30 protein-coding genes are annotated in these 26475 nt (G+C 41.8%); 2 read left to right on the top strand and 28 right to left on the bottom strand.

All coding sequences use genetic code 11. The features are described from left to right. Positions 1-29 precede the first annotated feature (29 nt). The 24 genes from KXD37_RS08990 to degS all read right to left on the bottom strand — a co-directional run bounded on the left by KXD37_RS08990 (position 30) and on the right by degS (position 20445). Entirely contained in the window at positions 30-875 is an 846-nt protein-coding gene (locus tag KXD37_RS08990; protein ID WP_024123009.1) for a YitT family protein, read from the bottom strand. Between the two features lie 171 nt (positions 876-1046). After that, positions 1047-2148 (bottom strand): peptide chain release factor 2 gene (gene prfB / locus KXD37_RS08985; RefSeq protein WP_099043490.1). Its coding sequence is split into 2 segments (ribosomal slippage): positions 1047-2075 and positions 2077-2148, totalling 1101 coding nucleotides; the frame shifts between segments, so codons are not numbered across the junction. Between the two features lie 68 nt (positions 2149-2216). Further along, positions 2217-4742: a preprotein translocase subunit SecA gene (secA, locus tag KXD37_RS08980; protein ID WP_103671263.1), complete on the bottom strand. Its 2526-nt coding sequence runs from the start codon at positions 4740-4742 to the stop codon at positions 2217-2219. A gap of 168 nt (positions 4743-4910) precedes the next feature. Beyond that, complete coding sequence (hpf, locus tag KXD37_RS08975) at positions 4911-5480, bottom strand: ribosome hibernation promotion factor (protein WP_044159437.1); 570 nt, start codon at positions 5478-5480, stop codon at positions 4911-4913. Between the two features lie 191 nt (positions 5481-5671). Further along, positions 5672-6049 carry a hypothetical protein gene (locus tag KXD37_RS08970; RefSeq protein ID WP_024123013.1) on the bottom strand — a complete coding sequence of 126 codons (378 nt, stop codon included), beginning with the start codon at positions 6047-6049 and terminating at the stop codon, positions 5672-5674. 9 nt (positions 6050-6058) lie between these two features. Next, positions 6059-6400: a flagellar protein FliT gene (locus tag KXD37_RS08965; RefSeq protein ID WP_024123014.1), complete on the bottom strand. Its 342-nt coding sequence runs from the start codon at positions 6398-6400 to the stop codon at positions 6059-6061. Next, positions 6397-6798, bottom strand: coding sequence for a flagellar export chaperone FliS (gene fliS / locus KXD37_RS08960; protein WP_024123015.1), 402 nt, complete (start codon positions 6796-6798; stop codon positions 6397-6399). Before fliS ends, KXD37_RS08965 begins: the two co-directional genes overlap by 4 nt. A 21-nt stretch (positions 6799-6819) precedes the next feature. Next, the gene (locus KXD37_RS08955) at positions 6820-8316 is read right to left on the bottom strand and encodes a flagellar hook-associated protein 2 (RefSeq protein WP_106019633.1); all 1497 of its coding nucleotides are present in this window, start codon (positions 8314-8316) and stop codon (positions 6820-6822) included. A 17-nt stretch (positions 8317-8333) separates the two neighbouring features. Further along, entirely contained in the window at positions 8334-8666 is a 333-nt protein-coding gene (flaG, locus tag KXD37_RS08950; RefSeq protein WP_105954013.1) for a flagellar protein FlaG, read from the bottom strand. A 229-nt stretch (positions 8667-8895) separates the two neighbouring features. Then, positions 8896-9810, bottom strand: coding sequence for a flagellin Hag (hag, locus tag KXD37_RS08945; RefSeq protein WP_106019634.1), 915 nt, complete (start codon positions 9808-9810; stop codon positions 8896-8898). A gap of 146 nt (positions 9811-9956) precedes the next feature. Then, the gene (csrA, locus tag KXD37_RS08940) at positions 9957-10181 is read right to left on the bottom strand and encodes a carbon storage regulator CsrA (RefSeq protein WP_010332059.1); all 225 of its coding nucleotides are present in this window, start codon (positions 10179-10181) and stop codon (positions 9957-9959) included. Then, complete coding sequence (gene fliW, locus KXD37_RS08935; protein WP_263463487.1) at positions 10175-10606, bottom strand: flagellar assembly protein FliW; 432 nt, start codon at positions 10604-10606, stop codon at positions 10175-10177. Before fliW ends, csrA begins: the two co-directional genes overlap by 7 nt. A 20-nt stretch (positions 10607-10626) precedes the next feature. Then, the gene (locus KXD37_RS08930) at positions 10627-11202 is read right to left on the bottom strand and encodes a DUF6470 family protein (protein WP_024123021.1); all 576 of its coding nucleotides are present in this window, start codon (positions 11200-11202) and stop codon (positions 10627-10629) included. Between the two features lie 46 nt (positions 11203-11248). Continuing rightward, positions 11249-12145, bottom strand: a complete 897-nt coding sequence (flgL, locus tag KXD37_RS08925; RefSeq protein ID WP_106019635.1) for a flagellar hook-associated protein FlgL — start codon at positions 12143-12145, stop codon at positions 11249-11251. A 9-nt stretch (positions 12146-12154) separates the two neighbouring features. Then, entirely contained in the window at positions 12155-13678 is a 1524-nt protein-coding gene (gene flgK / locus KXD37_RS08920) for a flagellar hook-associated protein FlgK (RefSeq protein ID WP_095712911.1), read from the bottom strand. Between the two features lie 18 nt (positions 13679-13696). Next, positions 13697-14179, bottom strand: coding sequence for a flagellar protein FlgN (gene flgN / locus KXD37_RS08915; RefSeq protein ID WP_106019636.1), 483 nt, complete (start codon positions 14177-14179; stop codon positions 13697-13699). A gap of 15 nt (positions 14180-14194) precedes the next feature. Then, positions 14195-14461: a flagellar biosynthesis anti-sigma factor FlgM gene (gene flgM, locus KXD37_RS08910; protein ID WP_106019637.1), complete on the bottom strand. Its 267-nt coding sequence runs from the start codon at positions 14459-14461 to the stop codon at positions 14195-14197. A 79-nt stretch (positions 14462-14540) separates the two neighbouring features. Beyond that, on the bottom strand, positions 14541-14960 hold the full coding sequence (locus KXD37_RS08905) for a TIGR03826 family flagellar region protein (protein ID WP_024123026.1): 420 nt from the start codon (positions 14958-14960) through the stop codon (positions 14541-14543). A gap of 73 nt (positions 14961-15033) precedes the next feature. Then, positions 15034-15756, bottom strand: a complete 723-nt coding sequence (locus tag KXD37_RS08900; RefSeq protein WP_127696434.1) for a phosphoribosyltransferase family protein — start codon at positions 15754-15756, stop codon at positions 15034-15036. Then, on the bottom strand, positions 15720-16016 hold the full coding sequence (locus KXD37_RS08895) for a late competence development ComFB family protein (RefSeq protein ID WP_024123028.1): 297 nt from the start codon (positions 16014-16016) through the stop codon (positions 15720-15722). Before KXD37_RS08895 ends, KXD37_RS08900 begins: the two co-directional genes overlap by 37 nt. 56 nt (positions 16017-16072) lie before the next feature. Then, the gene (comFA, locus tag KXD37_RS08890) at positions 16073-17467 is read right to left on the bottom strand and encodes an ATP-dependent helicase ComFA (RefSeq protein ID WP_106019638.1); all 1395 of its coding nucleotides are present in this window, start codon (positions 17465-17467) and stop codon (positions 16073-16075) included. Positions 17468-17573: 106 nt separating this feature from the next. After that, a complete protein-coding gene (locus tag KXD37_RS08885) occupies positions 17574-18419 on the bottom strand; it encodes a DegV family protein (RefSeq protein ID WP_106019639.1) in 846 nt (281 codons plus the stop codon). Positions 18420-18515: 96 nt separating this feature from the next. After that, positions 18516-19205, bottom strand: a complete 690-nt coding sequence (degU, locus tag KXD37_RS08880; RefSeq protein ID WP_003219701.1) for a two-component system response regulator DegU — start codon at positions 19203-19205, stop codon at positions 18516-18518. A gap of 82 nt (positions 19206-19287) precedes the next feature. Then, a complete protein-coding gene (gene degS, locus KXD37_RS08875; protein ID WP_024123030.1) occupies positions 19288-20445 on the bottom strand; it encodes a two-component sensor histidine kinase DegS in 1158 nt (385 codons plus the stop codon). 216 nt (positions 20446-20661) lie between these two features. Between degS and KXD37_RS08870 the strand changes: the two genes are divergently transcribed. Further along, positions 20662-21315, top strand: a complete 654-nt coding sequence (locus KXD37_RS08870) for a YigZ family protein (protein WP_044159478.1) — start codon at positions 20662-20664, stop codon at positions 21313-21315. After that, positions 21315-22493 (top strand): LCP family protein, encoded by a 1179-nt coding sequence (locus tag KXD37_RS08865; protein WP_024123032.1) that lies wholly within the window; start codon positions 21315-21317, stop codon positions 22491-22493. Before KXD37_RS08870 ends, KXD37_RS08865 begins: the two co-directional genes overlap by 1 nt. A 71-nt stretch (positions 22494-22564) precedes the next feature. On the opposite strand, the gene KXD37_RS08860 is transcribed toward KXD37_RS08865, so the two are convergent. From KXD37_RS08860 to tuaF, 4 genes are all read right to left on the bottom strand, one after another. Further along, the gene (locus KXD37_RS08860) at positions 22565-23641 is read right to left on the bottom strand and encodes a glycosyltransferase family 4 protein (RefSeq protein WP_151174552.1); all 1077 of its coding nucleotides are present in this window, start codon (positions 23639-23641) and stop codon (positions 22565-22567) included. Positions 23642-23784: 143 nt separating this feature from the next. Beyond that, entirely contained in the window at positions 23785-24975 is a 1191-nt protein-coding gene (gene tuaH, locus KXD37_RS08855) for a teichuronic acid biosynthesis protein TuaH (RefSeq protein WP_106019940.1), read from the bottom strand. A 28-nt stretch (positions 24976-25003) separates the two neighbouring features. Then, positions 25004-25762 (bottom strand): teichuronic acid biosynthesis protein TuaG, encoded by a 759-nt coding sequence (tuaG, locus tag KXD37_RS08850; RefSeq protein ID WP_151174554.1) that lies wholly within the window; start codon positions 25760-25762, stop codon positions 25004-25006. Between the two features lie 23 nt (positions 25763-25785). After that, the gene (gene tuaF, locus KXD37_RS08845; RefSeq protein ID WP_024123035.1) at positions 25786-26466 is read right to left on the bottom strand and encodes a teichuronic acid biosynthesis protein TuaF; all 681 of its coding nucleotides are present in this window, start codon (positions 26464-26466) and stop codon (positions 25786-25788) included. Between the last annotated feature and the right edge of the window lie 9 nt (positions 26467-26475).

Here is a 26475-nt window from a genome sequence, read left to right as displayed (position 1 = left end):
TTACGATCTCTTCCATATTATAACCCCGTTTAAGCGCGTTTGAAACCCTCGCCCAGCACCTCGCTTGCATCTGCTACAATCACAAAAGCAGTCTCATCAATCTGTTTGACGATTTGTTTCAATTTCGTGAATTCAGTTTGGCCAACCACGCACATTAAAATCGGTCGTTCATCGTCAGTATATCCGCCGACTGCAGAAATTTTCGTAACGCCTCTGTCAATTTTTTTAAACACAGCTTCCTTCACGGCCTGTTCCTGTTTTGTAATGATAAGCGCCATTTTAGAGCGGTTGAAGCCAACTTGGACGACATCAATGGTTTTGCTTGATACATACACCCCAAGCATGGCATACAGTCCCTGCTCTATATTAAATACGATCATCGCCGTAACAACAATCAAACCGTCAATGATCGCGAGACAGGTCCCTAATGAGAGACCTGTGTACTTATGAATGATTTGAGCCGCTAATGCCGTTCCCCCGGTTGATCCTTTGCCTAAGTACACAATGCCGATTCCAATCCCGATGCCGACGCCGCCAAAAATCGCCGCCAGAAGCTCATGATGTGTAGCAGGCTGAATGTCTCTCGTCAAAAACACGACAAGAGGCAAAAAGACAGAACCTGCGAGTGTCTTGAGTCCAAATTTACCGCCAAGCAAAATGATGCCGGCAATAAATAAGGGAATATTAATGATCCACTGCACATAGGCCGCTTCAAAACCATATGACTGTAAAATGGTACTGATCCCGCTGACACCGCCTGCGGCTATTTTGTTAGGAAGCAGAAAGACATTAAAGGACACTGCTGTAATTGCTGCCCCTATCAGTATGTATACATAATCCCTTATAACCCGAAGACTTTTATTCCGTACATCCATCATTACAACCTTCCTCCGTTTCTTCCTATGCTCTCCGATAGCATTTTAATCCTTCCCCGATTAGATGTAAATAACACCCAAACACAGTGGTAATATGCTAAAGCAGCAGTGAAAGCAAGGATATGCAGGCAATAAAAAAACACACCTGTAGACACCAGGTGTGTTTCCTGCTTACGAAAGTTTAGAACGAAGGTATGCGTCAATAAATACGTCAATATCTCCGTCCATTACGGCTTGAACGTTACCCATTTCTGTATTGGTCCGATGGTCTTTTACCATGGAATACGGATGGAATACGTAAGAGCGGATTTGGCTTCCCCAGCCGATCTCTTTTTGCTCACCGCGAATTTCGTCCAGCTCGGCCTGCTGTTCTTCAATTCTGCGCTGATACAGCTTTGCCTTCAGCATTTTCATCGCTCTTTCACGGTTTTTAATTTGTGAACGTTCTGTTTGACATGTCACAACCACGTTTGTCGGCAAGTGGGTAATCCGAACAGCTGAGTCTGTCGTGTTGACGTGCTGTCCGCCTGCTCCGCTTGCACGGTACGTATCAACTTTAATATCCTCCGTACGGATATCAATATCGATCTCATCGTTGAATTCAGGCATAACTTCACAAGATACGAATGAAGTGTGGCGGCGGCCTGATGAATCAAACGGAGAAATCCGCACGAGACGATGGACGCCTTTTTCCGCCTTGATATATCCATAAGCGTTGTGCCCTTTAATCAGTAATGTGACTGACTTAATACCGGCTTCATCACCAGGAAGGTAATCGAGCGTTTCCACTTTAAAGCCGCGGCGCTCAGCCCATCTGGTGTACATTCTGAGAAGCATAGAGCCCCAATCCTGTGACTCAGTACCGCCCGCACCCGGATGCAGCTCCAAAATTGCGTTGTTTTTATCATACGGCTCACTGAGAAGAAGCTGAAGCTCAAACTCATTGAACTCCTTCGTTAAAGCCTTTAGCTCTTTTTCAAGCTCAAGCTGAAGATCTTGATCCGGCTCTTCTTTCAGAAGGTCATGAGTCATTTGCAGTTCTTCATGGGATTCATTCAATTTTTTATAGGAATTGACATAATCCTTTAAACCATTTGCTTCATTGATGACCGTTTGAGCTTTCTGCTGATCATTCCAGAATTCCGGATCAGCCATTTGCTCATCTAGCTCAGCAATGCGGGTCTCCTTTGATTCGAGGTCAAAGAGACCCCCTAAAGTCCGCTAAACGAGAAGCCATATTTTCGAGCTCAACTCTGATTTCTGATAATTCCATTCCATTCACCTCATTAAAAGATCCGCGGGCGCTCAAGGCGCCGCGGTCAGCAAACTTGCCCGAACGAACTATTCAGTCCGGCCGCAGCAATTTTTATATTTTTTTCCGCTTCCGCAGTGGCATGGCGCATTTCGGCCGATATCAACCACTTTACGAACCGGCGCTTTCTTTGCTTTTTTGTTTTCATCGCCTTCTTGCGGCTGATGAGCCGTGGTTTGGCCTTGTACAACCTCTTCACGCTCCAGATTATTTTCAATCTCAGCCTTCATCACAAATTTGGCAACCTCGTCCTCGATGGATTCAATCATATGCTCAAACATCGCAAAGCCTTCCATTTGATACTCACGCAGCGGATTTGTTTGCGCGTAAGCACGAAGGTGAATCCCTTGGCGAAGCTGATCCATTGCGTCGATATGATCCATCCATTTTGAATCGACGGCGCGAAGCACGATGACTTTCTCAAATTCGCGCATTTGTTCCTCGCCGAATTTTACCTCTTTGTCATTATATTTGGTCTTGATGCGATCCATAATGAGCTCAAGCATTTCATCCGGTTCTTTGCCGAAGATGTCGCTCTTTTCAAGCGCGCCTTCGTCAAGGTAAGTGGTGTTAACAAGCTCAACAAGACCGTCAAGCTTCCACTCCTCAGGAAGCTCTTCTCTTGGTGTATAGGCCGCAATTGCCCGCTCGAGAGAAGATTTGATCATATTTTCTACGATTTCACGCAGGTTTTCAGAGTCGATGACTTCGAAACGCTGCTTATAGATAACCTCACGCTGCTGGCGGAGAACATCATCATATTGAAGAAGCTGTTTACGTGAATCGAAGTTATTTCCTTCAACGCGTTTTTGAGATGATTCAACCGCGCGGGATACCATTTTGCTTTGAATCGGAGTGGAGTCATCCATACCAAAGCGGTCAAGCATTGCCATTGTCCGCTCAGCACCAAATCTGCGCATCAATTCATCTTCCATAGAAAGATAAAATTGTGTGATCCCCGGATCACCCTGACGTCCTGAACGTCCTCGCAGCTGATTGTCAATCCGGCGTGATTCATGGCGTTCCGTTCCGACAACGGCTAGTCCGCCAAGCTCTTTTACTCCTTCGCCAAGCTTAATGTCTGTTCCGCGCCCCGCCATGTTTGTCGCAATCGTCACAGCGCCTTTTTGACCGGCCTCTTCAATGATTTGCGCTTCTCGCTCATGGTTTTTGGCGTTTAATACCTGATGCGGGATACCCTTGTTTTTGAGCAGCTTTGAAATCAATTCAGACGTTTCAACCGCAACTGTACCGACAAGAACGGGCTGTCCTGTCATATATCGCTGGGCAACATCTTCTGCAACGGCCTTAAACTTCCCTTCCATTGAACGGTAAATTAAATCAGGACGGTCATCACGAACAACCGGCTGGTTTGTCGGAATCGTCACAACCTGCATGTTGTAGATGTTACGGAACTCCTCTTCCTCTGTTTTAGCCGTACCCGTCATACCGGCCAGCTTTTCATACATCCGGAAGTAGTTTTGGAACGTAATCGTCGCCAAGGTCATGCTCTCATTTTGAATTTCAAGCCCTTCCTTCGCTTCGATCGCCTGGTGAAGCCCTTCGCTGTAGCGGCGGCCTTTCATTAAACGACCCGTGAAAGAGTCAACGATGACAACCTGACCGTCTTCTACTACGTAATCAACATCCTTCTGCATGGCAACGTGCGCTTTTAAGGACTGGTTGATATGGTGGTTGAGCGCCACATTTTTCACATCAAACAGGTTGTCGATGCCGAACGCTTTTTCAGCCTTTGTCATTCCTTCTTCTGTGAGCTGTACACCTTTTGTTTTTACATCATACGTATAGTCCTTCTCTGCTTTTAACGTGCGTACAAAAGCATTTGCCTGTACGTACAGTTTTGTCGATTTTGCAGCTTGTCCTGAAATGATAAGCGGTGTTCTCGCTTCATCAATCAAAATAGAGTCGACTTCATCAATTACCGCAAAATGAAGCGGACGCTGCACCATTTGCTCTTTATAAAGAACCATGTTGTCGCGCAAATAATCGAAGCCGAGCTCGTTGTTTGTAGAATAAGTGATGTCAGCCGCATAAGCTTCCCTTTTTTCATCTTTCGACATTGAGTTCAAATTCAGTCCGACAGTTAAGCCGAGAAACTCGAAAATTTTCCCCATTTGCTCTGCGTCACGGCTCGCCAAGTATTCATTGACTGTCACGACGTGCACGCCTTTTCCAGATAAGGCATTTAAATAAACAGGCAGAGTAGACGTTAATGTTTTACCTTCCCCTGTTTTCATCTCCGCGATATTTCCGTCATGAAGAGCCACGCCCCCCATAAGCTGGACTTTAAACGGGAACATGCCGGTTACGCGGCGAGAAGCTTCCCGAACCACTGCGAATGCTTCAACAAGTAGATCATCAGTTGTCGCCCCTTTTTCAAGGCGCTCTTTAAATTCAATTGTTTTATGTTTCAGCGCATCATCTGAGAGATTTTCATAGTCTCCCCGAATCGCATCAATATCGTTAGCTATTTTTTCGTATCTATTCAGCGTACGTTTTGTTGGATCAAACATTTTATTTAAAATTCCAAGCATTTATAACGCTCCTCTATCATCACATGCCTGTTTGACAAGCATGTATAAATAATTTACTAGTCCATGTATACCTCTCATTATCATATCATACCTTCTCTTATTTCCAAAGAATTTGCAAATAAGAAAAAACAAAAACCTTCCGCGAAAATCACGGAAGGCTGCTCTTCATTATTCAGTCGGTTCAATCAGGCCATATTTCCCGTCATTTCTGCGGTACACGACGTTTGTAAGGTTTGTTTCCGCATTTGTGAAAACAAAGAAGTTATGGCCGAGCATATTCATTTGTAAGATCGCTTCTTCATTATCCATCGGCTTTAAATTAAAGCGCTTCTGACGGACGATTTCTAAGCTTTCATCTTCTTCTATTTCGTCCTGAACCGCAATATCTGTATCAGAGCCGAGGCCGTTTGCCACTGAAGATTTCGGAAGACCCTGCTCACGGAATTTGCGGTTTACTTTTGTTTTATGCTTACGGATTTGACGTTCCAGCTTGTTTGTAGCGAGATCAATTGCATTGTACATATCCTCGTTATGCACTTCAGACCGAAGCGCCAGATCTGTCATCGGAATCGTAACCTCAACCTTGGACTCCTTGTCATTGTAAAACTTCAAGTTGACGTTCACATCGGCATTTACACTATGCTCAAAATAACGCTCCAGCTTGCCGATCTTCTTCTCGACATGATCCTTTAACGCGGGTGTCACTTCAATATTTTCTCCTCTGATGTTATAGTTCATCAAAGAACGCCTCCCTTTTATTAAGGATATGTATCTATTTCTCCTTTACCCTTTACAATTCCTGCTGAAACGTAAACCTTTTGTGAAAATTCAGTGAACTTTGTCGAATTATGCCGTTTTATGCTAATGTTTCTATGGTTACGGGAGGTATATGTATATGCTGGCAATAAGAAAAAATGCCTTACACAAAGTCAATTAATCACAAAGGGCTCCATACATCGATGAATGGACAGCATCCATTTCCTATAGTGAATCAGAAAATGTCCTTTTAAATACTCGCAGAATTCATGAGAGGGGAATGAGAAAGAAACCAATTGATCAAATTCTGCAAAAATCTCGTCAAAAGCCTTAACGCATACTTCTGCGCACCGTGTGTTCATCACGAAAAGAAGAGTTGAATGGGTTGAATCCAAATAAAAAAAGGCTTGGATCAGATCTTGGTAGATCCGATCCCCTTCTGTTTTTGATAAATTCTGTTCCGCCTCTATCAAATAGCACAGCCCTTCCTCAATTGTAAAAAGAAGATGATAATAAGCTGATAAAAGCGTATAATCCTCAATGCTCTTCAAGGCACTCACCTATTTACGCTTGTCATAATATCTGCCGTCAATCGTGATGTTGTTATAAGGATTTAAATACGTCGTATGCATCGCACGTTTTCTTTTCACCTGCTGAAGTTCTGCTGCGATTGACTGCTTCAGTCTTTCCATTTCCTTCACAATAAGCTGATCCCATGTCAAGACAAGCTTCATCTGCTTTCGCTCTTCTTCTGAAAGCGGAAGAGATATCCCCTGAATAAGTTCAGACCGTTTAGACACAAAGTCTTCAATTTGCTTTAAAAGTTCATCGCTTTCCGGTGTATTTTGTATGTGTGACAGCATACTCTCCGTCTCAGTGTATAGTTGATCTATGTTTTTCATGCGATCCCGCCTGATCCGTGCCGGTCCTTCCGTTCACTTTGCATGGCTTGTTTCCAAGCATCGCGAAAATCTTTTACATAGCCCTCTACCTCAGCCAGCATGCTCGTATCATTTTTGATATTTGCCTGTACCAATCTTCGATACATATAATCGTACATCGCACCCATTGAACCGGAAAGCTCTATGTTGCGGTTAAGTGTACCATTTAATTCCTGAATGATATTTTGCGCTTTAATCAGATTTTCATTTTTACCTTCCATATCATTATTCTCAATGGCCTGAGATGCAAGTTTTATAAATTTCAAACAGCCATTATACAGCATAAGGGTCAGCTCCCCGGGCGTAGCGGTATTCACTGAATTTTGCTGATAAGCTGCATAAGGATTTTGGATCGCCATGTGTCATCCTCCAAATTACATTTATTGTACAAGTAGCTGTGATAAATAGGACGCTTGTTCGTTCATTTTTTGAATCGCAGAATCCATTGCACTGAATTTTTTATAATAACGGTTTTCTACTGTGTTCAATCGGTCCTGCATATCGGTGATTTCAGTACTGATGGAACGCAAATTTTTCCCAATTAAATAGTCGCTTGCTCCCATTGTTGAATTGCCGGCTTTTGCTTCAATGCTTTTCACTGTGCTTCTCAGTGTGTCGCCGATACGTTTCATAATACCTTTATCACTATAGTTGCTTTCGCTCGATCCGCTCGTAAACAAATTAGCAACACTTTGCGGATCTTCTTCTATTTTTGCTTTTAGTTTATCCTCGTCTATTTCTAAATGACCCCGTTTGAGATAAGCGCTTGAAGTGGTAATGCCGAATTGTGTCAATTGATAGGATTCACCATTCGCATTTACTTGAGAATAAAAATCAGTCCGCAACTGGTTTGTTCCGGTGCTTATACTAGTATCATTTCTAAGCAAACCGCTCTTCGCTTTCTCTTCCCAGAGCTCTACTTCTTTATCAGACATTGCTTCTTTTTGCTCACTCGTCAGCGGCGTATAGTCTCTGTATTTCGTTTCTTGCAGCTTTTCATTCAGACTGTCAACCAGCTCATTATATTTATCTACAAAATCTTTAATTTTGTTATAAATACCGTCAACATCGGTAGAAACAGATGTAGTAACGGGACCTGTTGCAGCGGTTGTATTTTTAATTGAGTAGGTTACGCCGTTAACCGTAAAGTTGTTTGTCAGCTTCTCCATTTCAAAGCCATTAATCGTGACTTTTGCATTTGTTCCTTCTTTGTAAGCAGTGAGCTTATTATCAGTATCTAATGAAAAGCCCAGCTGGCCAGACATAAAGTCTGCCGTTGCCGCGTCTGCTGCCTGTATGCTGCCTCCTGCGCCTGTCGCTTTTGAAGAAAATGCAATCGTTTCTACATACTCTGTGCCATTAAAAATTTTATCTTTAAATGCGGATACTCCTAAATCCGAGCTGTTAATCTTAGAAATAACGTTATCAATTGTATCGGCACTCGTCACACTTATATTCACTGATTTCGCTGCTGTCTCGCCAGGGGCAACCACGTTAAACGTCAAATTATAATCGCCCTGTGTGTATCCCGAATAATTGCTTGCCTTATATGTTGCGGCAGTTGCCAAGCTTGCTACTTCGACAGTAGAGGAAGAGTTCGGCGCGCTTGCACTTCCTGTAGCAGTCAGAACAGATTCATTTGAGCTTGTTACAGTTTTGCTCTGATACACACTCGGATATGTCATTGTATTTTTAGACATATAATCCTGCAATTCTTTTATTTTTGAGTTGACTTCTCGATAGCTGTCACGCTGCCATTCAAGGAGCTGCTTTTTTTGCGTCAGTTTATCAAGCGGCACTCTTTCTGTCTGCATCAGCTTTGATACGATATCATCTATATCCATACCTGACGCCAGACCTGTTATTCTCGTGACCATTTCAAACCACTCCTAATCTACTTTTTTTCATCAACAAATAACCCAAGAAATTCAGTCATAGCCGCATAAAAATCAAGCCATTGTTTGGGCGGAATCTCGCGGACAACTTCATTTGTAGAGTCTTCTATTACCTTTACATAGTATTCGTTTAGTTTTTCATGGAGCTCAAACTTCAAGTGGACTTGCGAAGGTTCCAAAAGCTTGTTCGTTTCTTCTACCATTTCAGTAAGGTCGGTATATGAAACTTGATGAACGGGAACCTGACTCTTCTCATTATCTTTTTGATTATGTATTTGAGTATCATAACGATCCCAAACAGGTTGTAACGTAGTGAGTCTTTCAATGTTCAATTGATCATCCCCTATGTCCCAATCTATCGTTTATATCGACTAAGTCGAGATAAGATTACACATATTTATGGAAAAAAACTCATCTGTTTTAGAATTCTTGTTTGGAAATACTTTTATAGGTTAGTGGAGAATCCGATTATTATATCACGAGTTATAGACAGCCAGGGGGAAGATTTGGAGTTAGGAATATAAAAAAAGACCCCGGCAAACGCCAAGGTCTTTTTCAAAATTAACGTAACAATTGAAGTACGTTTTGCGGCTGTTGGTTCGCTTGAGCAAGCATAGCTTGAGAAGCTTGAGAAAGAATGTTGTTCTTTGTGAACTCGCTCATCTCTTTAGCCATGTCAACGTCACGGATACGAGACTCAGCAGCTGTCAGGTTTTCACCAGAAGCGCTTAAGTTGTTGATTGTGTGCTCTAGACGGTTTTGTACCGCACCAAGTTTAGCACGCTGAGAAGAAACTTGGTTGATCGCTTCATCAACAATTTTCAATTGATTATCGAAACCAATATCAGTTGCATCTGCTTTATTATCAGCGAATTTTGTTACATCAAGATCATTAACAGAATGGAGAGCTGCAATTGAACCATCAGCTTCTTTAATTCCAAGAGCATCAGCACCCATATCCTCAATATTTACAGAGATTTGCTGTGTAGCATTTGCTCCGATTTGGAAAATCAAGTTCTTTTGATTTGCAGGAGTAGCTGCGTCAACTTTGTAAGTGCCATCTAGCAATTTCTTACCGTTGAATTCTGTACGATTTGAAATACCATCGATTTCATCTGTTAAAGCTGAAATTTCATCTTGGATAGACTGCAAGTCAGTTGCTTTGTCCTGAGTCCCAGTGTTTCCTGCTTGAACAACTAGTTCACGAACACGTTGAAGGATAGCATGAGTTTCAGTCAATGCACCCTCAGCTGTTTGGATAAGAGAGATTCCGTCTTGAGAGTTTTTAGAAGCCATTTCAAGACCTCTAATTTGCCCTCTCATTTTTTCAGAGATCGCAAGACCTGCTGCGTCATCTCCCGCACGGTTGATACGAAGACCAGAAGAAAGCTTCTCCATGTTCTTTTGGCTAGCACCGTTGTTTGAAGACAAACGGTTTAGTGTGTTAAGTGCTGCGATATTGTGGTTAATTCTCATTGTTTTGTTCCTCCCTGAATATGTTGTTAAGGCACGTCCTTGTGCCTTGTTTTTTTGTAACTGGCGGAGTGTTTGCGTCTCCTCCCGGCTACATCATTAATATCGGATTGTCTCTGATTTTGTTAATACAAAAATAAAAAAAATCCTCACTTTTTTTGTGAGGATAATGCGGAGATCACATCGCTGGATAACGCTGCCGCACGGTTATTTTCTTCCTGAATGGTCAAGTAAATTTCTTTCCTGTGAATATCAATATGCTTTGGGGCTTCAATTCCAATTTTCACTTGGTCACCCTCAACCGCAATCACTTTTACTTCAATATCAGCACCTATTTGAATCGCTTCGTTTATTTTCCGCGATAAAACTAGCATGATTCTCCTCCAATCGGATGCTTTGTCGTATATGGGGAGTCGTGTAAAACGATTTGCTTAGCCAGCATGTTCTTGCGATTCACAATAATAGGAGCTAATAAATTAGCAGTAGTTTTTTCGAATGGCTCTGCCATGGTCAATAATGTCATGACTTCTACGTCTTCAATATTATCGATATCCAAAAGTTCAGCAGTTGATTCATCAAGGTCAAATTCATAATTCTTAAAAAAGATAAACGGACTTACAACGATGAACGCAAGATTCTCTGAAGTGACGGACTGCAGCGCCACGAATGGAGAGTCTTCTGAAAGCGGAAGAATGACGAACTGTTTTTCTTCTAAGAAGCCTGGAATCCCGTTTTCAAAAAGAATGATTTGTTCTTCTTTTACATTCATTTGGCCATGGTATTTAGTATGAATGATCATTGTTCACGATCCTTTTCTTTTTACTTTTCGAGTGATTCTTTTAGGTTTTCTACCTCTATATTTAAATCAGGGTATTGGAGCATGTCAACCTTAACGTTTCCCGGCATATATTCAACAATCGGCTTATGCGGTTCAGCCTGAATAACAGGCTTTCGCGGCGTAATCTGAATATCAAGCTGTGACGGGGTATATTGTATTTTCACCCTTGAAAGAGAAGGAGCGTAATGTTCGCCTAATTGAATTTGGTGCATCTCAGAGTTTCTCTTTGCTTGTGAAGCGACTGGGTTCCCCTTATTTTCAATTCTCATAAGCTCGTCGCCTTCTTCTGCAGTACGGGCTATCCCTTCCATTACATCCTCATGCCCTTGTTGGGCAGCTTCTTCGATTCTTTTGAATACATGCTTTCTGTCTAATTCTTCCCATGCTTGCGTTTGGTCAATCGTAAGTTTTCCAGGTGTCACCGATATTTCCATTTCCGCGCTTGGCTGTTCAATCTCCAGATCGGCTTGCGGCTGCTCCATTTTTAAGCTGGCGGGCGTCGTTGTTAAACCAATTTTCCCTTGAACACTATGCATAATCAATCTGGGAATTTGCATCACTCTACCTCCTAAACTATAAAAAAAGCGAACTCCTGAGAGCCGCTTACTTTAAAAAGTCGATCAATGTAGGCTGAACAATTTGCGCATTTACAGCCAGAGTAGCCCTGTGCACGCTTTGCTGCGCAATAAATTCAGTTATTATTTCTTCCAGTTCTACGTCTTCATTGTCTGACAACACTTTTGTAGCTGTTTCTTCTTGAGCTGAAAGTCTTGTATTAATCAGTTCAAGACGATTATATCTCGCTCCAATATCAGATCGTTCTGAACTCATACCGTCAGAAAATTGATCAATATCATCTAAAACGCTGTCTATACCGTCCAAAGAACCTGAATTAAGTGCTGTCTCAAATGAATTTAGCATTTCAAACACATTTTGTCCGCTTCCAGAAGTACCGCCAAAGGCTGCCTTCGGATCTGAGTTTACCTTTAATGACATATTATCCGATATATTGACAATAACGTCAGCCGTATCAGAAATCGTATAAGTTCCGTCACCGTTGTCTTTAACTGGAGGTGTATCTGAATTAGTGCCATTGAAGATATATCTGCCGTTCACTTGTGTATTAGCAATATTTAAGAGCTGTTCTTTTAATTGTTTTACTTCTACACCAATAGCTTGCAATTCTGCTCCACCATTTGTGTCATTCTTAGCTTGAACAGCTAACTCTCTGACCTTTGACATAATGTCAATTCCTTCAGTAATGTTTGTTTCTGTGTTTTCAAGCCAAGTAAAGGCTTGAGAAGCATTACTTTGGTATTGCTGAACTTGAGATAACTGCGTATTGTACTTTAAGCTTTTCATAGCTACTACAGGATCATCGGAAGCTTTTGAGATTTTTTTTCCGGAAGAAATCTGTGATTGAAGTTTATCCAGCTTTGAGTAGCTTGAACCGATATATCTCAATGAGTTTTGCTGAATCATGCCTTGTGTTACTCTCATTTGATCTACCTACCTTCCCCCGACACCCATGCCATTAATTACTTTATCAAGGATTTCGTCTTGTAACGTTACCATTCTTGCGGCAGCATTGTATGCGTGTTGGAATTGAATCATATTGGTCATTTCTTCATCTAAAGAAACAGCGCTCATTTGCTGACGGTTTATGTCTGCATCATTCAGCTGTGTTTCTGTATTAGATGCCAGCCGATTCGCCTCTTGAGCTTTGATCCCCAGCTCGCCAATGAGACCAGCATAATAATCTAGCACACTCGTTTCTTTTCCGTTAATGGTGATGTCCCCAGTTAACACATTTGCTAAATTCGTTGCGTTTGAATTATCGTTTGCTGCTCCAGTAAGTGAGAAAGCGATATTCGCGCCTTTTGAATCTTTTATGCTGTCAGTGACTTTAATCTTACCTGCTGCGCCTTTTGCCGGCTCAGTTTCACCCCCGGTAAAATCAAAAAAGTCCCCGCCTTGTTCACCGCTCTCTGTCAGACCATTTCGGTGTACTTCATTGAAAGCTTTTGCAAATTCGAGCGCCATATTATCAAGATCTGAAAGCATCTCCGGATATATGCCCTTTTCTTTGCCGTCTGCCGTGACATATCCATAAGACTGTATAAATCCTAACAGTGATCCATTGCTGCTGAACGACTCAGCTTGAACCGCAGTGTCTCCAATTGAAATGCTTGTCACTAAGCCCGTTTCATTATCATAGTTAGCTTTCAGCTCTGAAACCTCATAATTTTTTCCGTCCAGAACAGTTCCCAGCGACTGTTTATTTTTATCCAGGATTTCGATCGATACAGTTCCTTCCGAAGAAGCAAGCGCATTCCCGCCTGATTTGTTGTAGCTCACTTTGACATCAACAATTGAAGATAATTTATCAATCAGCAAATCACGTTGATCGTATAAACCATTCGGAAGCAGACCGACTGGTTCTACCTGTGCAATTTGCTTATTGAGACTGTTTAATTGAGATAGCAGTGAATTAACATCTAGTACACTAGTATCTAGTTCTGCTTTTAAATTTGATTGAACTTTTGTAAGGGACTCAGAAATATGATTAAACGTATCAGCAACAGCCTGTCCTTTTTGAGAGACAACAGAACGCGCACTGTCCTCATTTGCATTATTGGATAGTTCTTGCAGAGAATTCCAAAATGAATTTAGCACACTGTTTAATCCGCTGCCACCAGTCTCATTCATAATCCCTTCCATTTGGGACAGGGCTTTAGCCTTCGTGTCATAATATCCAGAACTGCTGTTTTGGAGGCGGTATTGGTAGTCAAGAAAGATGTCTCTGATTCTTTCAACTGACTTGCCTTGTACACCCGTTCCCATTTGTCCCGCAGTTTTTTCTGCATTTTTTGATACAGCAGGGAAATAGTCCGTTGCCTCTAATGAGACTCGCTGTCTTGTATAACCATCAGTATTGGCATTTGCCACATTATTTGCAGTAGTGCTTAACGCTGCTTGCTGAGCGCTTAACGCCCGCCTTGCAGTTTCAAGACCCATAAAGGTAGATGTCATATTCTGAATTCCTTTCTGCTAAGCTTTTGAATCAAAAAGTTTCATCCGGCTGCTCTTTGGAAGCTCAGCTTTAATTGATTTGCTGTAATTGAAATTATTTTCCTTAGGAACCAGCATATCGTACGAAATAGAGATGAATTGCAGCGCGTCTCTCGTCAACTGCCTATTCATCTCATTCACTTCTTTCAGATGTCCGAGAACGTTAGAAAGAGCTTCATATAGTTGTTCCAGCTCTTCCTTTTCACTGCCTGAAGTTTTGGCGATACAAGCAGAAATGGTGTTATTTTCGCTGAATCCGAGAAAGGCGGAAGTCGCTTTGATCCGGTCATCTTCTGTCTGCCCGATAGCTTGAATATACTTTTGTTCCTTTGTCAAAATGTTAGAAAGCTCTTTTGTTTTGCCGGCTTTGAGCGCTTCCGTCTTTTCCTCAGACAGCGTGAGCAGATGCTCATGCAGAACGCAAAGTCGCTTCAATTGTTCAATAATTGGCTTTGCTGACATGGGCTTTCTCCTTTTTTATTGCTTTTTATAAAAATTAATCATATTTTTCGCTATATGATTTGCGTCTACTTTGTATGACCTGTTTTCAATTTGCGCTTTAAGCTGCTCAATTTTTTCCTGGCGTGAACCAGTGACTGCGTCGGATGCATTTTGCAGTTCCTTAGCCTGTGATGAAATTTCAATTTTATCTTTAGGCTGTGCAGCAGTTTTTTGCACCGCTTGCTTTTCATAATTTTTTTGGTATGGATTAACGGATTGTGTTCCAAATTGATTGATTTTCATAGGATTCCTCTCGCTTTCCGTTGCAGTCTTTAAACAATCTAACCCTTTTATCGACTGCGTTTTCAGTTAGTTTAGGGAATCAGCTGTTTTTGGTATTATAGGCATAGTATGTGTCTTTTTTACTATTTTCCCGTTCTGTTTTCAATGCGGATTCTTGGTTCAGATGATCTATTTGATCCTTTATATCGGACTGGCAAGCCTTGCAGAACTTGCCTTCCCTAATCGATGTCCCGCACCTTTCACAAGGGTATGCCAAATTCGGCAGATGAGTAATTTGGATTCGCTTTTGCCTGATGAATTTTAAAATCAGCTCTTCCTCCACACCTGTTTCCTCAGTTATGCGGCTCAGTGTTGATTGCCTGTTTTCCTGTTTCCTTAAAAATTTATACACAGTCTCAAATGATTTTTCTTCTTCCTTAATACACGCCTGACACACGGTTTGCAGCTTTGTTTTTAAAAATAAAGCATTGCATTTCGGACAATTCGCCAGTTCACCCATCATGTTTACTCCTTATTCATTAATATGCCTGCAGTAATTTCTAGACATTATATCGGCACAAAAATTGAATCATTTAGCTTCTCACTAAGGTAAAAGATGACACAGAACCAGCTTTGCCTTTCTCCAATAAACAGCGGGCAGCATAGTGCAAAGTGGCGCCCGTAGTATAAAGATCGTCGATTAAAACGATATCCATACCCTCAACGGAGCTGTTTTTTGTTTCAAAAACATGCTCTGAAAGCAGGCGCTCCGTTTTCTTTTTCTTAGACTGCTTTTCATTATTCAGGCGGATGAGAGGATTGAGGATGGGCCGGTTTAAGCATTCAGCAAGCATTTGTGACTGGTTAAAGCCGCGTTCTGCTTTCCGTTCTTCGCTTAACGGAATGGGAACGAGCACAAGGCGTTTATCTGGGTAGACAGCAGAGAATTCTGAGGAAAAGTCATTTTTAAAAGCGCTTATTATCGCTGCATCTCCCCTGAATTTCATTCGGGCGAGCGTTTCTTTCATCATGTCATTATATAAGTAAACAGAACGGTTTTGACTGAGCCTTAAGCCGTCATCTATTCTTGATTTCCATGCCTCGCAATCCGCACACACTTCATGAGCGGTTTGAGGCCTGCCGCAAAGCGGACAGATAGCCCCTTTGATGATCTGTAATTTGTTTCTGCAGAACTGACAGACCCTGTCGTCAGGTTTTAATAAGAATAGTGAGCACCATGAAACAGCTTGAGAAAATTGTGAATCACATAATAGACAGATCAGTTTTTTAGAGCCTCCTCCTGTCTCGTTTCGCATTGATCACTCGGATTCTCCGATACCACAGCAGCTGCTTCAGCCAAAATCACAAGCATAGCCGTGTTTTTCTGTTTATCTACCAGCTCAGCTTTCGTATATGCAATCTTTTTTAAATCAGTGACGTAAGCTGGTCTTACTTGGTTTAAAGAAAGTGCAAGTACATCATTTTTGCATACTTGGCAAGTGCAGGTCATATGAAGCTGATCCATATATCGGTCAAGAAGTTCTTCCATCATGATTTCTTTTGAATTGACAAGCATTTTTACAGCTCCTCATTAGTTATATGAGTATACTGTATCATGTTTTTAAATATTAACTAGTCTATCAATTTATTTTTTAAAGCCAATTCATTCATTATTTTTATATGTTTTCTTGCCTCAATCATACTCTTTGTTTTTCCGAAGTGAAAATAAATGACATCGCCGTCTGCATGTTCTTTATGCCGTCCTGTCCTTCCCGCGATTTGCACAAGCGCGCTTTCCGTAAAGATGGGCGATTCTGCCCCTAAGATGCCTGTTTGGACCATAGGAACTGTGACACCTCTTTCCAATATTGTTGTTGTGATTAACAGATCAAACTGACCGTCTCGAAATTGCTGCACTTTTTCTTTTCTGAGCTTATCTTCCGCATGTACAGCCGCTGTTCGATAATTCATGTTTTTAAAACAGGAAGCAGCTTTTACCAGAACAGAAATGGAAGGAACAAATAAAAAAACGGGCTTTCCTTCTTTCACATGCTGTTCTATCCATCTTTTTACCGCATTTGGGATTTTGTTTCGGGTTAATTTCTTTTTCCAGTTTCCGCACCACTGAAAGCGCGGTTCAGGCAATGGCTTCCGATGGTATCTGGCCGGTATGCGAACGGATTTTAACTCACCTTTATACGTTTTTCTTTTTAATTCTTTAGGAGGTGTTGCGCTTAGATAAACAAGAGTGCTGTTTTTCTTTCTCGCTTTTTGAACAGCGAATTGAAGAGTTTGATCAGCGGAATATGGAAAAGCATCCACTTCATCAACGATCATGACGTCGAATGCGTCTTTATAACGCAAAAGCTGATGGGTTGTGGAAATCATAAGCGGAGATAAACGCCCTTTGTCATCACTTCCTCCGTATAGAACTGAAATATCAGCACCCTGAAATGCAGCCTTCAGTCTCGGAGCAAGCTCTAATACAACATCGGTGCGCGGGGTCGCAATACAAACACGCAGTCTTAGATTTAATGCCGATTCTATACCCGGGAATAATAATTCAGTTTTACCTGCGCCGCAAACAGCCCAAATAAGGAGCTCTTCTTGCTTCGAAATTGCTTCAATTAAGACGTCAGCGGCCTTTTGCTGTCCGCTTGAAAGCTTTCCATCCCAAGTCAGTTTTATAGGCTTCCAGTTTGCCTCTGCCTCCTTGCACCAGGAATATAAAGAAATATCCTCACTCACTCTGCCCATCATGACACAAGAGCGGCAGTATACTTTATCTTCTCCTGATGAATGATACGAAGAAAAATACTGTTGATCATTTTGACCGCATCTATTGCATCTATATCCCCATTTATTTTTTGATATAGACTCCTCGGCAGATATATAACCATGCTCGATATGCCAATCAATGATCTCGTCAGAAAATGGGATTTCTGTTTTAAGCAGATGACGGCCCTGAAGCTGCTGCTGCAGTTCTTTAGAGAATGGGCTGTTCGATTCTGATGTCTTAGTCTGCATAGTACGGCCTCCTTGCGAGATATTATGCCGGAATGAAAATATTCTGTCTAACAGCTAAAAAGAGAATATAAAAAAATCTCCGCTTCTAAAACGGAGATTTCATCATTTATTTAAAACACCAGCAGATTCCTATTGCACCTTCACCAAGATGAGTGCCTATAACCGCACCAAAGTAGCTGTTATAAAAATCAACATGCGGATATTTTGCAGAGAGCTCTTCAATAATACTCGATGCTTCTTCTTCTCGATTAGCGTGAATAACGGCAGCTTTCATCGGCATGCCCTTACTCGCGTCTTCATCTAAAAGCTCGTAAATCCGCGAAATTGCTTTTTTGCGTGTGCGGATCTTCTCAAAAGGCACAATTACCTTATTGTCAAAATGCAGAATAGGCTTTACCTTGAGAAGACTCCCAATAAAGGCTTGAGCACTGCTTAATCGTCCGCCTCGCTGAAGATGAGTTAAATCATCCACCATAAAATATGCCCGAACGGTTTTTTTCATTTCTTCCAGTTCTTTTATAATGTCTTCCGGCGATGACGCTCCATTTCTGATCAATTCAGCTGCTTTCAGAGCATAAAAACCTTGAGCCAGACAGCTGATCTCTGAGTCAAACGGGTATACTTCAATATTATCGACCATTGTATTCGCTGCAGCTGCACTGCTGAACGTTCCGCTAATTCCGCTAGAAAGATGAATACTGATCACCGCATCATATGACTTGCCGAGCTCTTCATACAAAGCAACCAGCTCGCCGATCGCAGGCTGAGAAGTGGATGGAAGCTCTGTATGCTTTTTCACTTCTTGGTAAAAGCTTCTCCAGTCCATTTCTGTTTCTTCATGATATGTTTCATCCCCAAAAACAACCTGGAGAGGAATCATGTGTATATGATTTTGTTCACGCATTTCTTTTGGAATATATGCCGTACTATCTGTTACTACTGCAATATTCATAGCTTCGTTACCTGCCTTATCAATTTATGACTCTATTGTAAGGGAAACAGAAGCCTAAAAAAAGACCTGCCTCAAAAAGGCAAGTCCAATTTCATGCTATCTCATTTCTACCCAACCATTTTTAATGGCGACCACCACGGCTTGCGTCCGGTCGTTTACATTCATTTTTTGTAAGATATTGCTGACATGGTTTTTAACAGTTTTTTCACTGATAAACAATGATTCACCGATGCCGCGGTTGCTTTTTCCGTCTGCAAGCATTTGCAGCACTTCACATTCCCGTCTTGTTAAAATATGTAATGGTCTGCGAATCTCTGGATAGACCTCATGCTGAGGATGAGCAGAAACTCCGCTTGTTGCAAGACGTCGGAATTCGTTTACGAGGTTGTGAGTAACCTTCGGGTGAAGGTAAGAACCGCCCTCGGCAACTACTTTAACCGCTTCAATTAGTGTATCAGCATCCATCTCTTTCAGCAGATAACCTCTTGCACCTGTTTTCAGGGCATGTGTTACATAATTCTCGTCATCGTGAATTGATAGAATAATTACTTTAGATTCAGGATACAGCTCTACAAGCTGCTTTGTAGCTTCCACGCCATTTACGTTCGGCATATTGATATCCATGATCACGACATCAGGATGATAGTGCTCAACGATACGAGCCGCTTCATCTCCGTCGTCTCCTTCCGCTACCACTTCAAAGGTAGGTTCAAAATCCAATATCCGCTTAACACCTTCACGAAATAACTGATGGTCGTCGATAATAACAATGTTTACTTTAGTCACAAGCCACGCCTCCTTGTATTATTGTTCTATATACTCTGGTATTCGGTCAATATGCCTTTTGGCTCTATTTTACAAATCATAGTCAAAGAGATAACGGAACCTTAATCATGATAAATGTCCCAAGACCTATTTTTGAATCTATAGTCATGGTCCCTTCCAATAAATCTACTCTTTCTTTCATTCCAAGCAAGCCGAATGATTTGTTTTTCTTCTCTTTCGCTTCCTTCAGGTCAAATCCTTTGCCGTTATCTTTTATCATTAAAATCACAAAATCCTTTGTAATCTCAACTTTGACTGTAATTTCTTCAGATCCAGAATGCTTTAACGCATTGGATACAGCTTCCTGTGCGAGTCTGAAGAGCGCAACTTCAAACTGAGGCGCGAGTCGTTTGTCCTCCGTATCGCCGATGCACTGAAAATGTATTTTCACCTTACCGTTATATTCTTCGGTTGTATATAGATATTTCCGCAAAGTTGGAATCAGGCCTAGGTCATCAAGGGCCATCGGTCTTAAATCATATATAATCCGTCTCACTTCGTAAAGAGCATTCCGCACATTTTGGCGGAGATTTTTGATTTCCTGGAATCCGTCTTCAGCGCCTCGGTCTCTGAAAATCCGTTCAATTAATTCCGATCTCATCATAACATTTGCCAGCATTTGTGCAGGGCCATCATGAATTTCTCTCGAGACTCTTTTTCTCTCTTCTTCCTGCGCTTCAATAATTCTCAAGCCAAAATCCTGTTTTGCCTGCGCATCAGCAAGAAGCAGCCCAACCTCCCGAAGATCCTGATTCAGATAGTTCAGCACGACCGTAATCTGGCTCACTAGTGATTCTGAGCGTTCGATGATTTCCTGAAGGCCTAACAGTCTGCGTTCCAAATCGTCCCGGCGTTCGCGCAATTGCTTTTCACGCTGCTGGATCATCGTCAGTTCTACTTGCAGCTTATGGGCTTTTTCATAAGCGTTGCGGATTTCTTCTTCACTGAATCTATGAAAATTGCGGCTGACCTCGGATAAACGGTTTCGCGCATGGCGGGTTTGCACTTCAAGTTTATCACCAAGCTCGATGACTTCATAAACCTGCTGTTTAATTTGTTTCAGTTCTTCGACCAGCTGTTCATACTGCTGGCGTGACTGCTCCCCGATTTGAAAAACCTCATCCTTGCTCCCGTCAACGGTTTTCAGCATCTTCATCAAAATAGAGTCCAGAACTTTGGAATCCATCTTTGTTTTATTCATAATTTCCCTCCGTCACGGTGTTGTCATATATTTTTATTATAAATGTAATTGATCTGCAAATTGTGTCGAATTATAATGAAAGAATGCGTATATTCTAGAAAAAAACAATTTTATGTACCTTCTTACTCTTTATGATAACAAAATACGCACAAAAATTCTAAAGACTGTACGAATTTGTATAGGCGGTCTTTTATGCTTAGCAGGGGGTCAGCAAGCATGCTGCACAGCTATTTTACTGTGAAAGAAGCAGGAGAACACGAGATTGTTATAGAAAAATCGCGTTTTATCTGTCATTTAAGCCGTGTTTCTACCGAACAAGAAGCACAGGAATTTATACAGAAAATAAAGAAACAGCACTGGAATGCAACTCATAATTGCTCAGCTTACGTAATTGGCGAAAACGATCATATCCAAAAAGCCAATGATGACGGAGAACCGAGCGGCACCGCAGGAGTACCTATGCTCGAGGTGCTAAAAAAACGCGGACTTAAGGATACTTGTGCTGTCGTTACGCGTTACTTCGGCGGCATAAAGCTGGGAGCAGGCGGTTTAATCCGCGCTTATGGGAAGTCAGTGTCTGAAGGATTAAACCATATAGGTGTTGTAGAACGGAAGCTTATGAGGGTTATGCATACTTCCGCAGATTATACTTGGCTTGGCAAGATTGAAAATGAATTAAGGGAATCACCTTTTCTATTAAAAGAAATTCATTATGCAGAAAACGTAGAATTCGAAGCATATGTAGAAGAAAAAGAAACACAATCGTTTTCTGAGTGGATGACAGAGTTAACAAATGGAAAAAGTGATATTACAGAGGGAGAGTTGACGTATCTTGAAAAAGCCGTCAATCACATAAAGGAGACTGAATAATGGCTGAACGCGTTAGAGTGCGTGTGCGCAAAAAGAAAAAGAGCAAACGCAGAAAAATTTTAAAAAGGATTATGTTGTTGTTCGTCCTTGCATTATTGGTAGTTGTAGGTCTCGGAGGATATAAACTATATAAAACCATTAACGCTGCGGATGATTCATACGATGCGCTTTCCCGCGGAGATAAATCAAATCTTCGCAGTGAAGTTGTAGATATGAAGAAAAAACCATTTTCTATTTTATTTATGGGAATCGAAGATTACGCGACAAAAGGACAAAAAGGGAGATCTGACTCTCTTATTGTAGTTACCCTTGATCCAAAAAATAAAACCATGAAAATGCTGAGCATTCCGCGCGATACACGTGTGCAATTAGCAAGTGACACAACCGGCAGCAAAACAAAGATCAATTCCGCTTACAGCAAAGGCGGAAAAGATGAGACTGTTGAAACTGTTGAAAACTTCTTGCAAATCCCAATCGATAAATATGTAACAGTCGATTTTGACGGATTTAAAGATGTTATTAATGAAGTTGGCGGTATTGATGTAGATGTACCTTTCGACTTTGATGAAAAAAGCGATGTGGACGAAAGCAAACGTATTTATTTCAAAAAAGGCGAGATGCATTTAAATGGTGAAAAAGCCTTGGCGTATGCCCGCATGAGAAAGCAGGATAAACGCGGAGATTTCGGCCGTAATGACAGACAGAAACAAATTTTAAACGCGTTGATCGATCGGATGTCCAGCGCAAGCAATATTGCAAAAATTGATAAAATCGCAGAAACAGCCAGTGAAAACGTAGAAACCAATATTCGCATTACTGAAGGTTTAGCCTTACAGCAAATTTACAGCGGCTTTACCAGCAAGAAAATTGACACGCTGTCAATTACTGGTTCTGATTTGTATTTAGGGCCTAACAACACGTATTATTTTGAACCGGATGCTGCGAATCTGGAAAACGTCAGAAAAACGCTTCAAGAACATCTAGATTATGTTCCTGATACGAGCAGTTCAAGCACTGACAGCTCCAGTACCGATGGCTCAACATCAGACAGCACTGGCAGTTCAAGCACTGACGGAAGCACTGCAACAGACGGCACTACGAGCGGAAGCGGCTACACAAATGACAGCAGCACAAGCTCAAACGGCACAACAAATTCAACAACTGACTCATCATATTGAAAAAAAGCCCGGTCCTTTAACGGATCGGGCTTTTTTGCGCAGAAAAAACACCGGCTCATAGAACCGGTGTTTTAATTTCTTTTCACAAGACGTTTATAGAATTTTGTAAATGGCTTAAAACGTTCATTCACGAGTCCCGTAACTTCTGCTATTATTTGCATAAATATAATTAAGATAAAGATAATAAACAGGGAAAGCCAAATTGTAGCGCTTTTCAGCACGATTGCACTGATGCTGAAAATAAATCCAATCAGATAGATGACAATGACCGACATCCGATGTGAAAGGCCAAAGGCCATCAGCCTGTGGTGGATATGTGATTTATCGGGCGCCGAAATCGGCTGTTTGTTTAGTATCCGTCTTATGATTGCAAATGTTGTGTCAAAAATCGGCACGCCTAATATAATAATCGGAATGACAATACTGAACAATGTTACGCTTTTATACAGCCCTAACAATGAGAGAATGGAAATGACATACCCTAAAAACAGTGATCCCGTATCCCCCATAAAGATTTTTGCCGGATGAAAATTGTAGAACAAAAATCCGAGCGTACTTGCGATAACAACTAATGAAAGTGACAGAATGAGTACTTTTCCGCCAGATAGCGCCATAACTGCAATCGTGGACAGGCCGATAACAGAAAGACCTGCTGCAAGGCCGTCCAATCCATCAATCAGGTTCATCGCGTTTGTGATGCCGACAATCCATAATACAGTCAGCGGATATGCCATCCAGCCCAATTCAAATCGTTCAGCTAAAAAAGGCACTGAGAAAAAGTCCATTTTTAAGCCTGTGCTTACAATCATAATAGCTACGCCTAATTGAATGATAAATTTAACTTTTGCGCTTAATTGATATTTATCGTCAAGAATTCCCAACACAATAATGATAAATGCCCCGACTGTGATAGCCGTCATTCTTGTTTCTGTGTATATACCGGATACAAGCACACCTGTAACCACCCCGATAAATATGGCCAGCCCGCCCATTCGGGGCATGATTTTATCATGTACTTTTCGATTGCCGGGCTGATCAACTGCACCTATTTTAATCGCAATCCTTTTTACGATTGGGGTTATGATTAAAACCGTTAGCAGCGAGACAATAAACGCAACAACAATGCGAATCATGCGTTCGTCAAGCATAAAGAAGTCTCCTTTGGAATTATATGAAGTCTTTATTTATATAGAGAACCGTTCCTTCCATTATACCTTCTCCTTAGTTATTATAACAAGCTTCATCAAAAAGAAACACGTATAATCAAAAAACGCGCATCCCAATTAAAGGACTACGCATGTTTTTGAATGCCTGTATATTTCATGATTTGTTTGAATAAAACATTCCAGTCTTGTGTGCGGGCAATGTTTCGCCGCATCTCTTTGTATGTCTCGTCTCCGTCTTTTTCAAGCACTTTCTCGCACGCAGCTATAAAATCATTATGGTCATTGCCTTCCATATATTCGTAAATATACGGTTTTTGCATTTTAGAAGTTGACGGAAGGTTAGAGCCGACGACCGGCTTTCCTGCTGCTAAAAATTCAAATAGCTTAAGCGGGAAAACCGCTTGGTTATAGGATGACTTTTTATAAGGCATAATACCGACATCAATCAGTTCCATAAAGTGCGGAACTTCTTTCGGATCTGCCGGCCCCGTCCATATCACATTGGAAAGCTTCAAAAGCTCTTGAAACGCTGTGTCACCATTGGTGGCGTCCGGGCCGACCCATAAAAATGTCCAATCAGGTTTTCTCAGAGCTGCTTCTTCAATCAATTTAAAATCCAGCTTTGGTTTAATCCCGCCGATAAACCCCAGTACAGCCCCTTCTCTTCCCTGCAAGATGCTTCGATCGGGAACCGCTTTATGTTCTGAAAACAGGTCATATTCAACACCGTTTTCAACGGTATGAACCTTTTCTTGTCCCGCTGTCAGCTTTTTGTCAACTTCATTGTGCAGGTACTCCGATGAACAAGTAATGGAATCGGCACGCTCGATAATTCGCAGCTCCGCTGTTTTGATGACTTTCCGCCTGAACTCGGAAAGCATATTGGAACGTCCGCTGATCGGCGCCGCCCACAAGTCACTGCAATCATAAATCACCTGATCCCAAGGATACAGGGAAGACAGCAGCGGGAATCCGGGAAACGTGTACCATAAGCAGCAGCGTTCACCTCTGGCTGAAGCGGATTTCAGCTCTTCTAATAAAGGTGAGAGCTTATGCTTATAAAACACATCGGTATACCGTCCGAAGCGAAACATTTTCTTTTGCAGTAAGTCCTTTACGGCAAACTGCCGGATGCCGGATTGAACTTGCTGCAATTCCATCCTTTGGGTGCGCGGAGCCGGGCAGACCCAGATGACTTCCTTTGTTTCTTCCTGAGCAGCTAAAAATTCAGCCAATCGATGCCGTCTGTACCTCAATTGATCTTTTCCCCATTCAGCAGTAGCCACGATGACGTGAATCATTGCTTTTGTTTCCACCTTCATCACCTTTTCTCTCTGTTTGCGGTTACAGTCTTTTTTTCACCGCGTTTTTCGCATATTGAACAAAACACCATGTCGCTTTCATTAAATGGAGCCGTTCGATCTCTCTGTAGACAAACCATGTTTTTTTTGCAGCCTTCCATTTGTTGCTTGAAATCGAATTATTGACAAGCCGGTATTCAGCTAAACACTCATTCATTCCGTAAGCTGTAAAACCCTTTTTTAAAAGAGACAGCCATGTTGCCAAGTCTTGCCTCGTTCTAATATTCGGCATTTGGATCTGTCCCGTCTGTTTCCTGTCAATCATCACCGTTAGACAGCCGATAATGGTATTTTTAAGAGCATCATCATATGTCAGGCTTTCGGGAGCATGAATGAATTTATCCATCGGCACCCCGTCCTGCGACATTAAACTGTAGCCTGTAAAAGAAAACGCACAGGACCGCTCCATCATAAAATTAAGCTGCTTTTTCAGTTTGTCTTTTTTCCATTTGTCATCACTGTCCAAAAATGCCACATAGCGTCCTTGGGCATGTTCCAGCGCTTTATTTCTTGCTATCGCGGCTCCGCTGTTCTCTTCCAGAAAGATTACATGAATTCTTTCATCTATCTTCTCATACTGCTTTAAAATGTCGCGTGTGCCGTCCGTTGAGCAATCATCCACGATAATCATTTCCCAATGAGGGTGGCTCTGATCTAACACTGAATGAATCGTGTCTTCAATATAGTCACGCGCATTATAAGAAGGTGTAATGACAGATACGAGAGGTTTCCAGTTGGTCATGATCACATCTCCATCGTATGATTTTAAAAGGACTCTCTGAAAAATTCAGGAATGACAACGAACATAAAGGCAATCGTTATGCCGATCAGAACACCCAGAACCGCTTTCTTTTTCGGGGACATTCCTCCGCCTGATGCCTCACTTACGGTTTCAGAATCAACGGCACTGGCCGCTTTCAGATTAAGCTGTGTGTTTTTCAGCTCATACAAAAATCTTTCTTTATCCACCTTGGAATCCTCGCTCACCGATTCACCTTCCAGCGCGTCTATGCTGCGGCGGATGACGGCTTCTCTTTCCTCAAACAGCTTTTGGTCGTTTTTGAGAAAGGTGGAGGAAACAGCATTTAACACCGATTCAGTTCTTTCCTGATCCTGGTCGGCATAGCTCAAAGACAGTAAAGACTTAGACTCCGATTTCACGGTGAGCTTCTCTTTGATCTCCGCAAGATCTTCATCTTTTTCGTCAGGAAGCGCCTCCTTCAAAAAAGCATCACTCCTCAGCAGGAGCGGAATCTCTTCTGTACTGTTATAAACCGGATGATCATAGCTCCCCACAGCTAAAGTAACCTCAGCTGTGTAACTCTTTTTATCCGCGATTTGGGACGGCAGTATATATCCCGCCGCACCTAAAATAAGCGGCACTAATATAATCCAGATGATATTTTTCTTTATGCGCCGGGCTAATCTTATCACTATATCCTTCATATAAGTCTC

The sequence above is a fragment of the Bacillus sp. XT-2 genome (assembly GCF_025696525.1).
GTDB classification, from domain to species: domain Bacteria; phylum Bacillota; class Bacilli; order Bacillales; family Bacillaceae; genus Bacillus; species Bacillus halotolerans.
Note: the sequence above shows the minus strand (reverse complement) of the source record. Positions and strands in the feature narration are given on the sequence as shown.

Coding starts and splice junctions, on each gene's coding strand:
- KXD37_RS08990 (WP_024123009.1), bottom strand. CDS start 875: ATGGATGTACGGAATAAAAGTCTTCGGGTTATAAGGGATTATGTATAC.
- secA (WP_103671263.1), bottom strand. CDS start 4,742: ATGCTTGGAATTTTAAATAAAATGTTTGATCCAACAAAACGTACGCTG.
- hpf (WP_044159437.1), bottom strand. CDS start 5,480: ATGAACTATAACATCAGAGGAGAAAATATTGAAGTGACACCCGCGTTA.
- KXD37_RS08965 (WP_024123014.1), bottom strand. CDS start 6,400: ATGAAAAACATAGATCAACTATACACTGAGACGGAGAGTATGCTGTCA.
- fliS (WP_024123015.1), bottom strand. CDS start 6,798: ATGGCGATCCAAAATCCTTATGCAGCTTATCAGCAAAATTCAGTGAAT.
- KXD37_RS08955 (WP_106019633.1), bottom strand. CDS start 8,316: ATGGTCACGAGAATAACAGGTCTGGCGTCAGGTATGGATATAGATGAT.
- hag (WP_106019634.1), bottom strand. CDS start 9,810: ATGAGAATTAACCACAATATCGCAGCACTTAACACACTAAACCGTTTG.
- csrA (WP_010332059.1), bottom strand. CDS start 10,181: ATGCTAGTTTTATCGCGGAAAATAAACGAAGCGATTCAAATAGGTGCT.
- fliW (WP_263463487.1), bottom strand. CDS start 10,606: ATGATCATTCATACTAAATACCATGGCCAAATGAATGTAAAAGAAGAA.
- KXD37_RS08930 (WP_024123021.1), bottom strand. CDS start 11,202: ATGCAAATTCCCAGATTGATTATGCATAGTGTTCAAGGGAAAATTGGT.
- flgL (WP_106019635.1), bottom strand. CDS start 12,145: ATGAGAGTAACACAAGGCATGATTCAGCAAAACTCATTGAGATATATC.
- flgK (WP_095712911.1), bottom strand. CDS start 13,678: ATGACATCTACCTTTATGGGTCTTGAAACTGCAAGGCGGGCGTTAAGC.
- flgN (WP_106019636.1), bottom strand. CDS start 14,179: ATGTCAGCAAAGCCAATTATTGAACAATTGAAGCGACTTTGCGTTCTG.
- flgM (WP_106019637.1), bottom strand. CDS start 14,461: ATGAAAATCAATCAATTTGGAACACAATCCGTTAATCCATACCAAAAA.
- KXD37_RS08905 (WP_024123026.1), bottom strand. CDS start 14,960: ATGGGTGAACTGGCGAATTGTCCGAAATGCAATGCTTTATTTTTAAAA.
- KXD37_RS08900 (WP_127696434.1), bottom strand. CDS start 15,756: ATGCGAAACGAGACAGGAGGAGGCTCTAAAAAACTGATCTGTCTATTA.
- KXD37_RS08895 (WP_024123028.1), bottom strand. CDS start 16,016: ATGCTTGTCAATTCAAAAGAAATCATGATGGAAGAACTTCTTGACCGA.
- comFA (WP_106019638.1), bottom strand. CDS start 17,467: ATGCAGACTAAGACATCAGAATCGAACAGCCCATTCTCTAAAGAACTG.
- KXD37_RS08885 (WP_106019639.1), bottom strand. CDS start 18,419: ATGAATATTGCAGTAGTAACAGATAGTACGGCATATATTCCAAAAGAA.
- degS (WP_024123030.1), bottom strand. CDS start 20,445: ATGAATAAAACAAAGATGGATTCCAAAGTTCTGGACTCTATTTTGATG.
- KXD37_RS08870 (WP_044159478.1), top strand. CDS start 20,662: ATGCTGCACAGCTATTTTACTGTGAAAGAAGCAGGAGAACACGAGATT.
- KXD37_RS08865 (WP_024123032.1), top strand. CDS start 21,315: ATGGCTGAACGCGTTAGAGTGCGTGTGCGCAAAAAGAAAAAGAGCAAA.
- KXD37_RS08860 (WP_151174552.1), bottom strand. CDS start 23,641: ATGCTTGACGAACGCATGATTCGCATTGTTGTTGCGTTTATTGTCTCG.
- tuaG (WP_151174554.1), bottom strand. CDS start 25,762: ATGACCAACTGGAAACCTCTCGTATCTGTCATTACACCTTCTTATAAT.
- tuaF (WP_024123035.1), bottom strand. CDS start 26,466: ATGAAGGATATAGTGATAAGATTAGCCCGGCGCATAAAGAAAAATATC.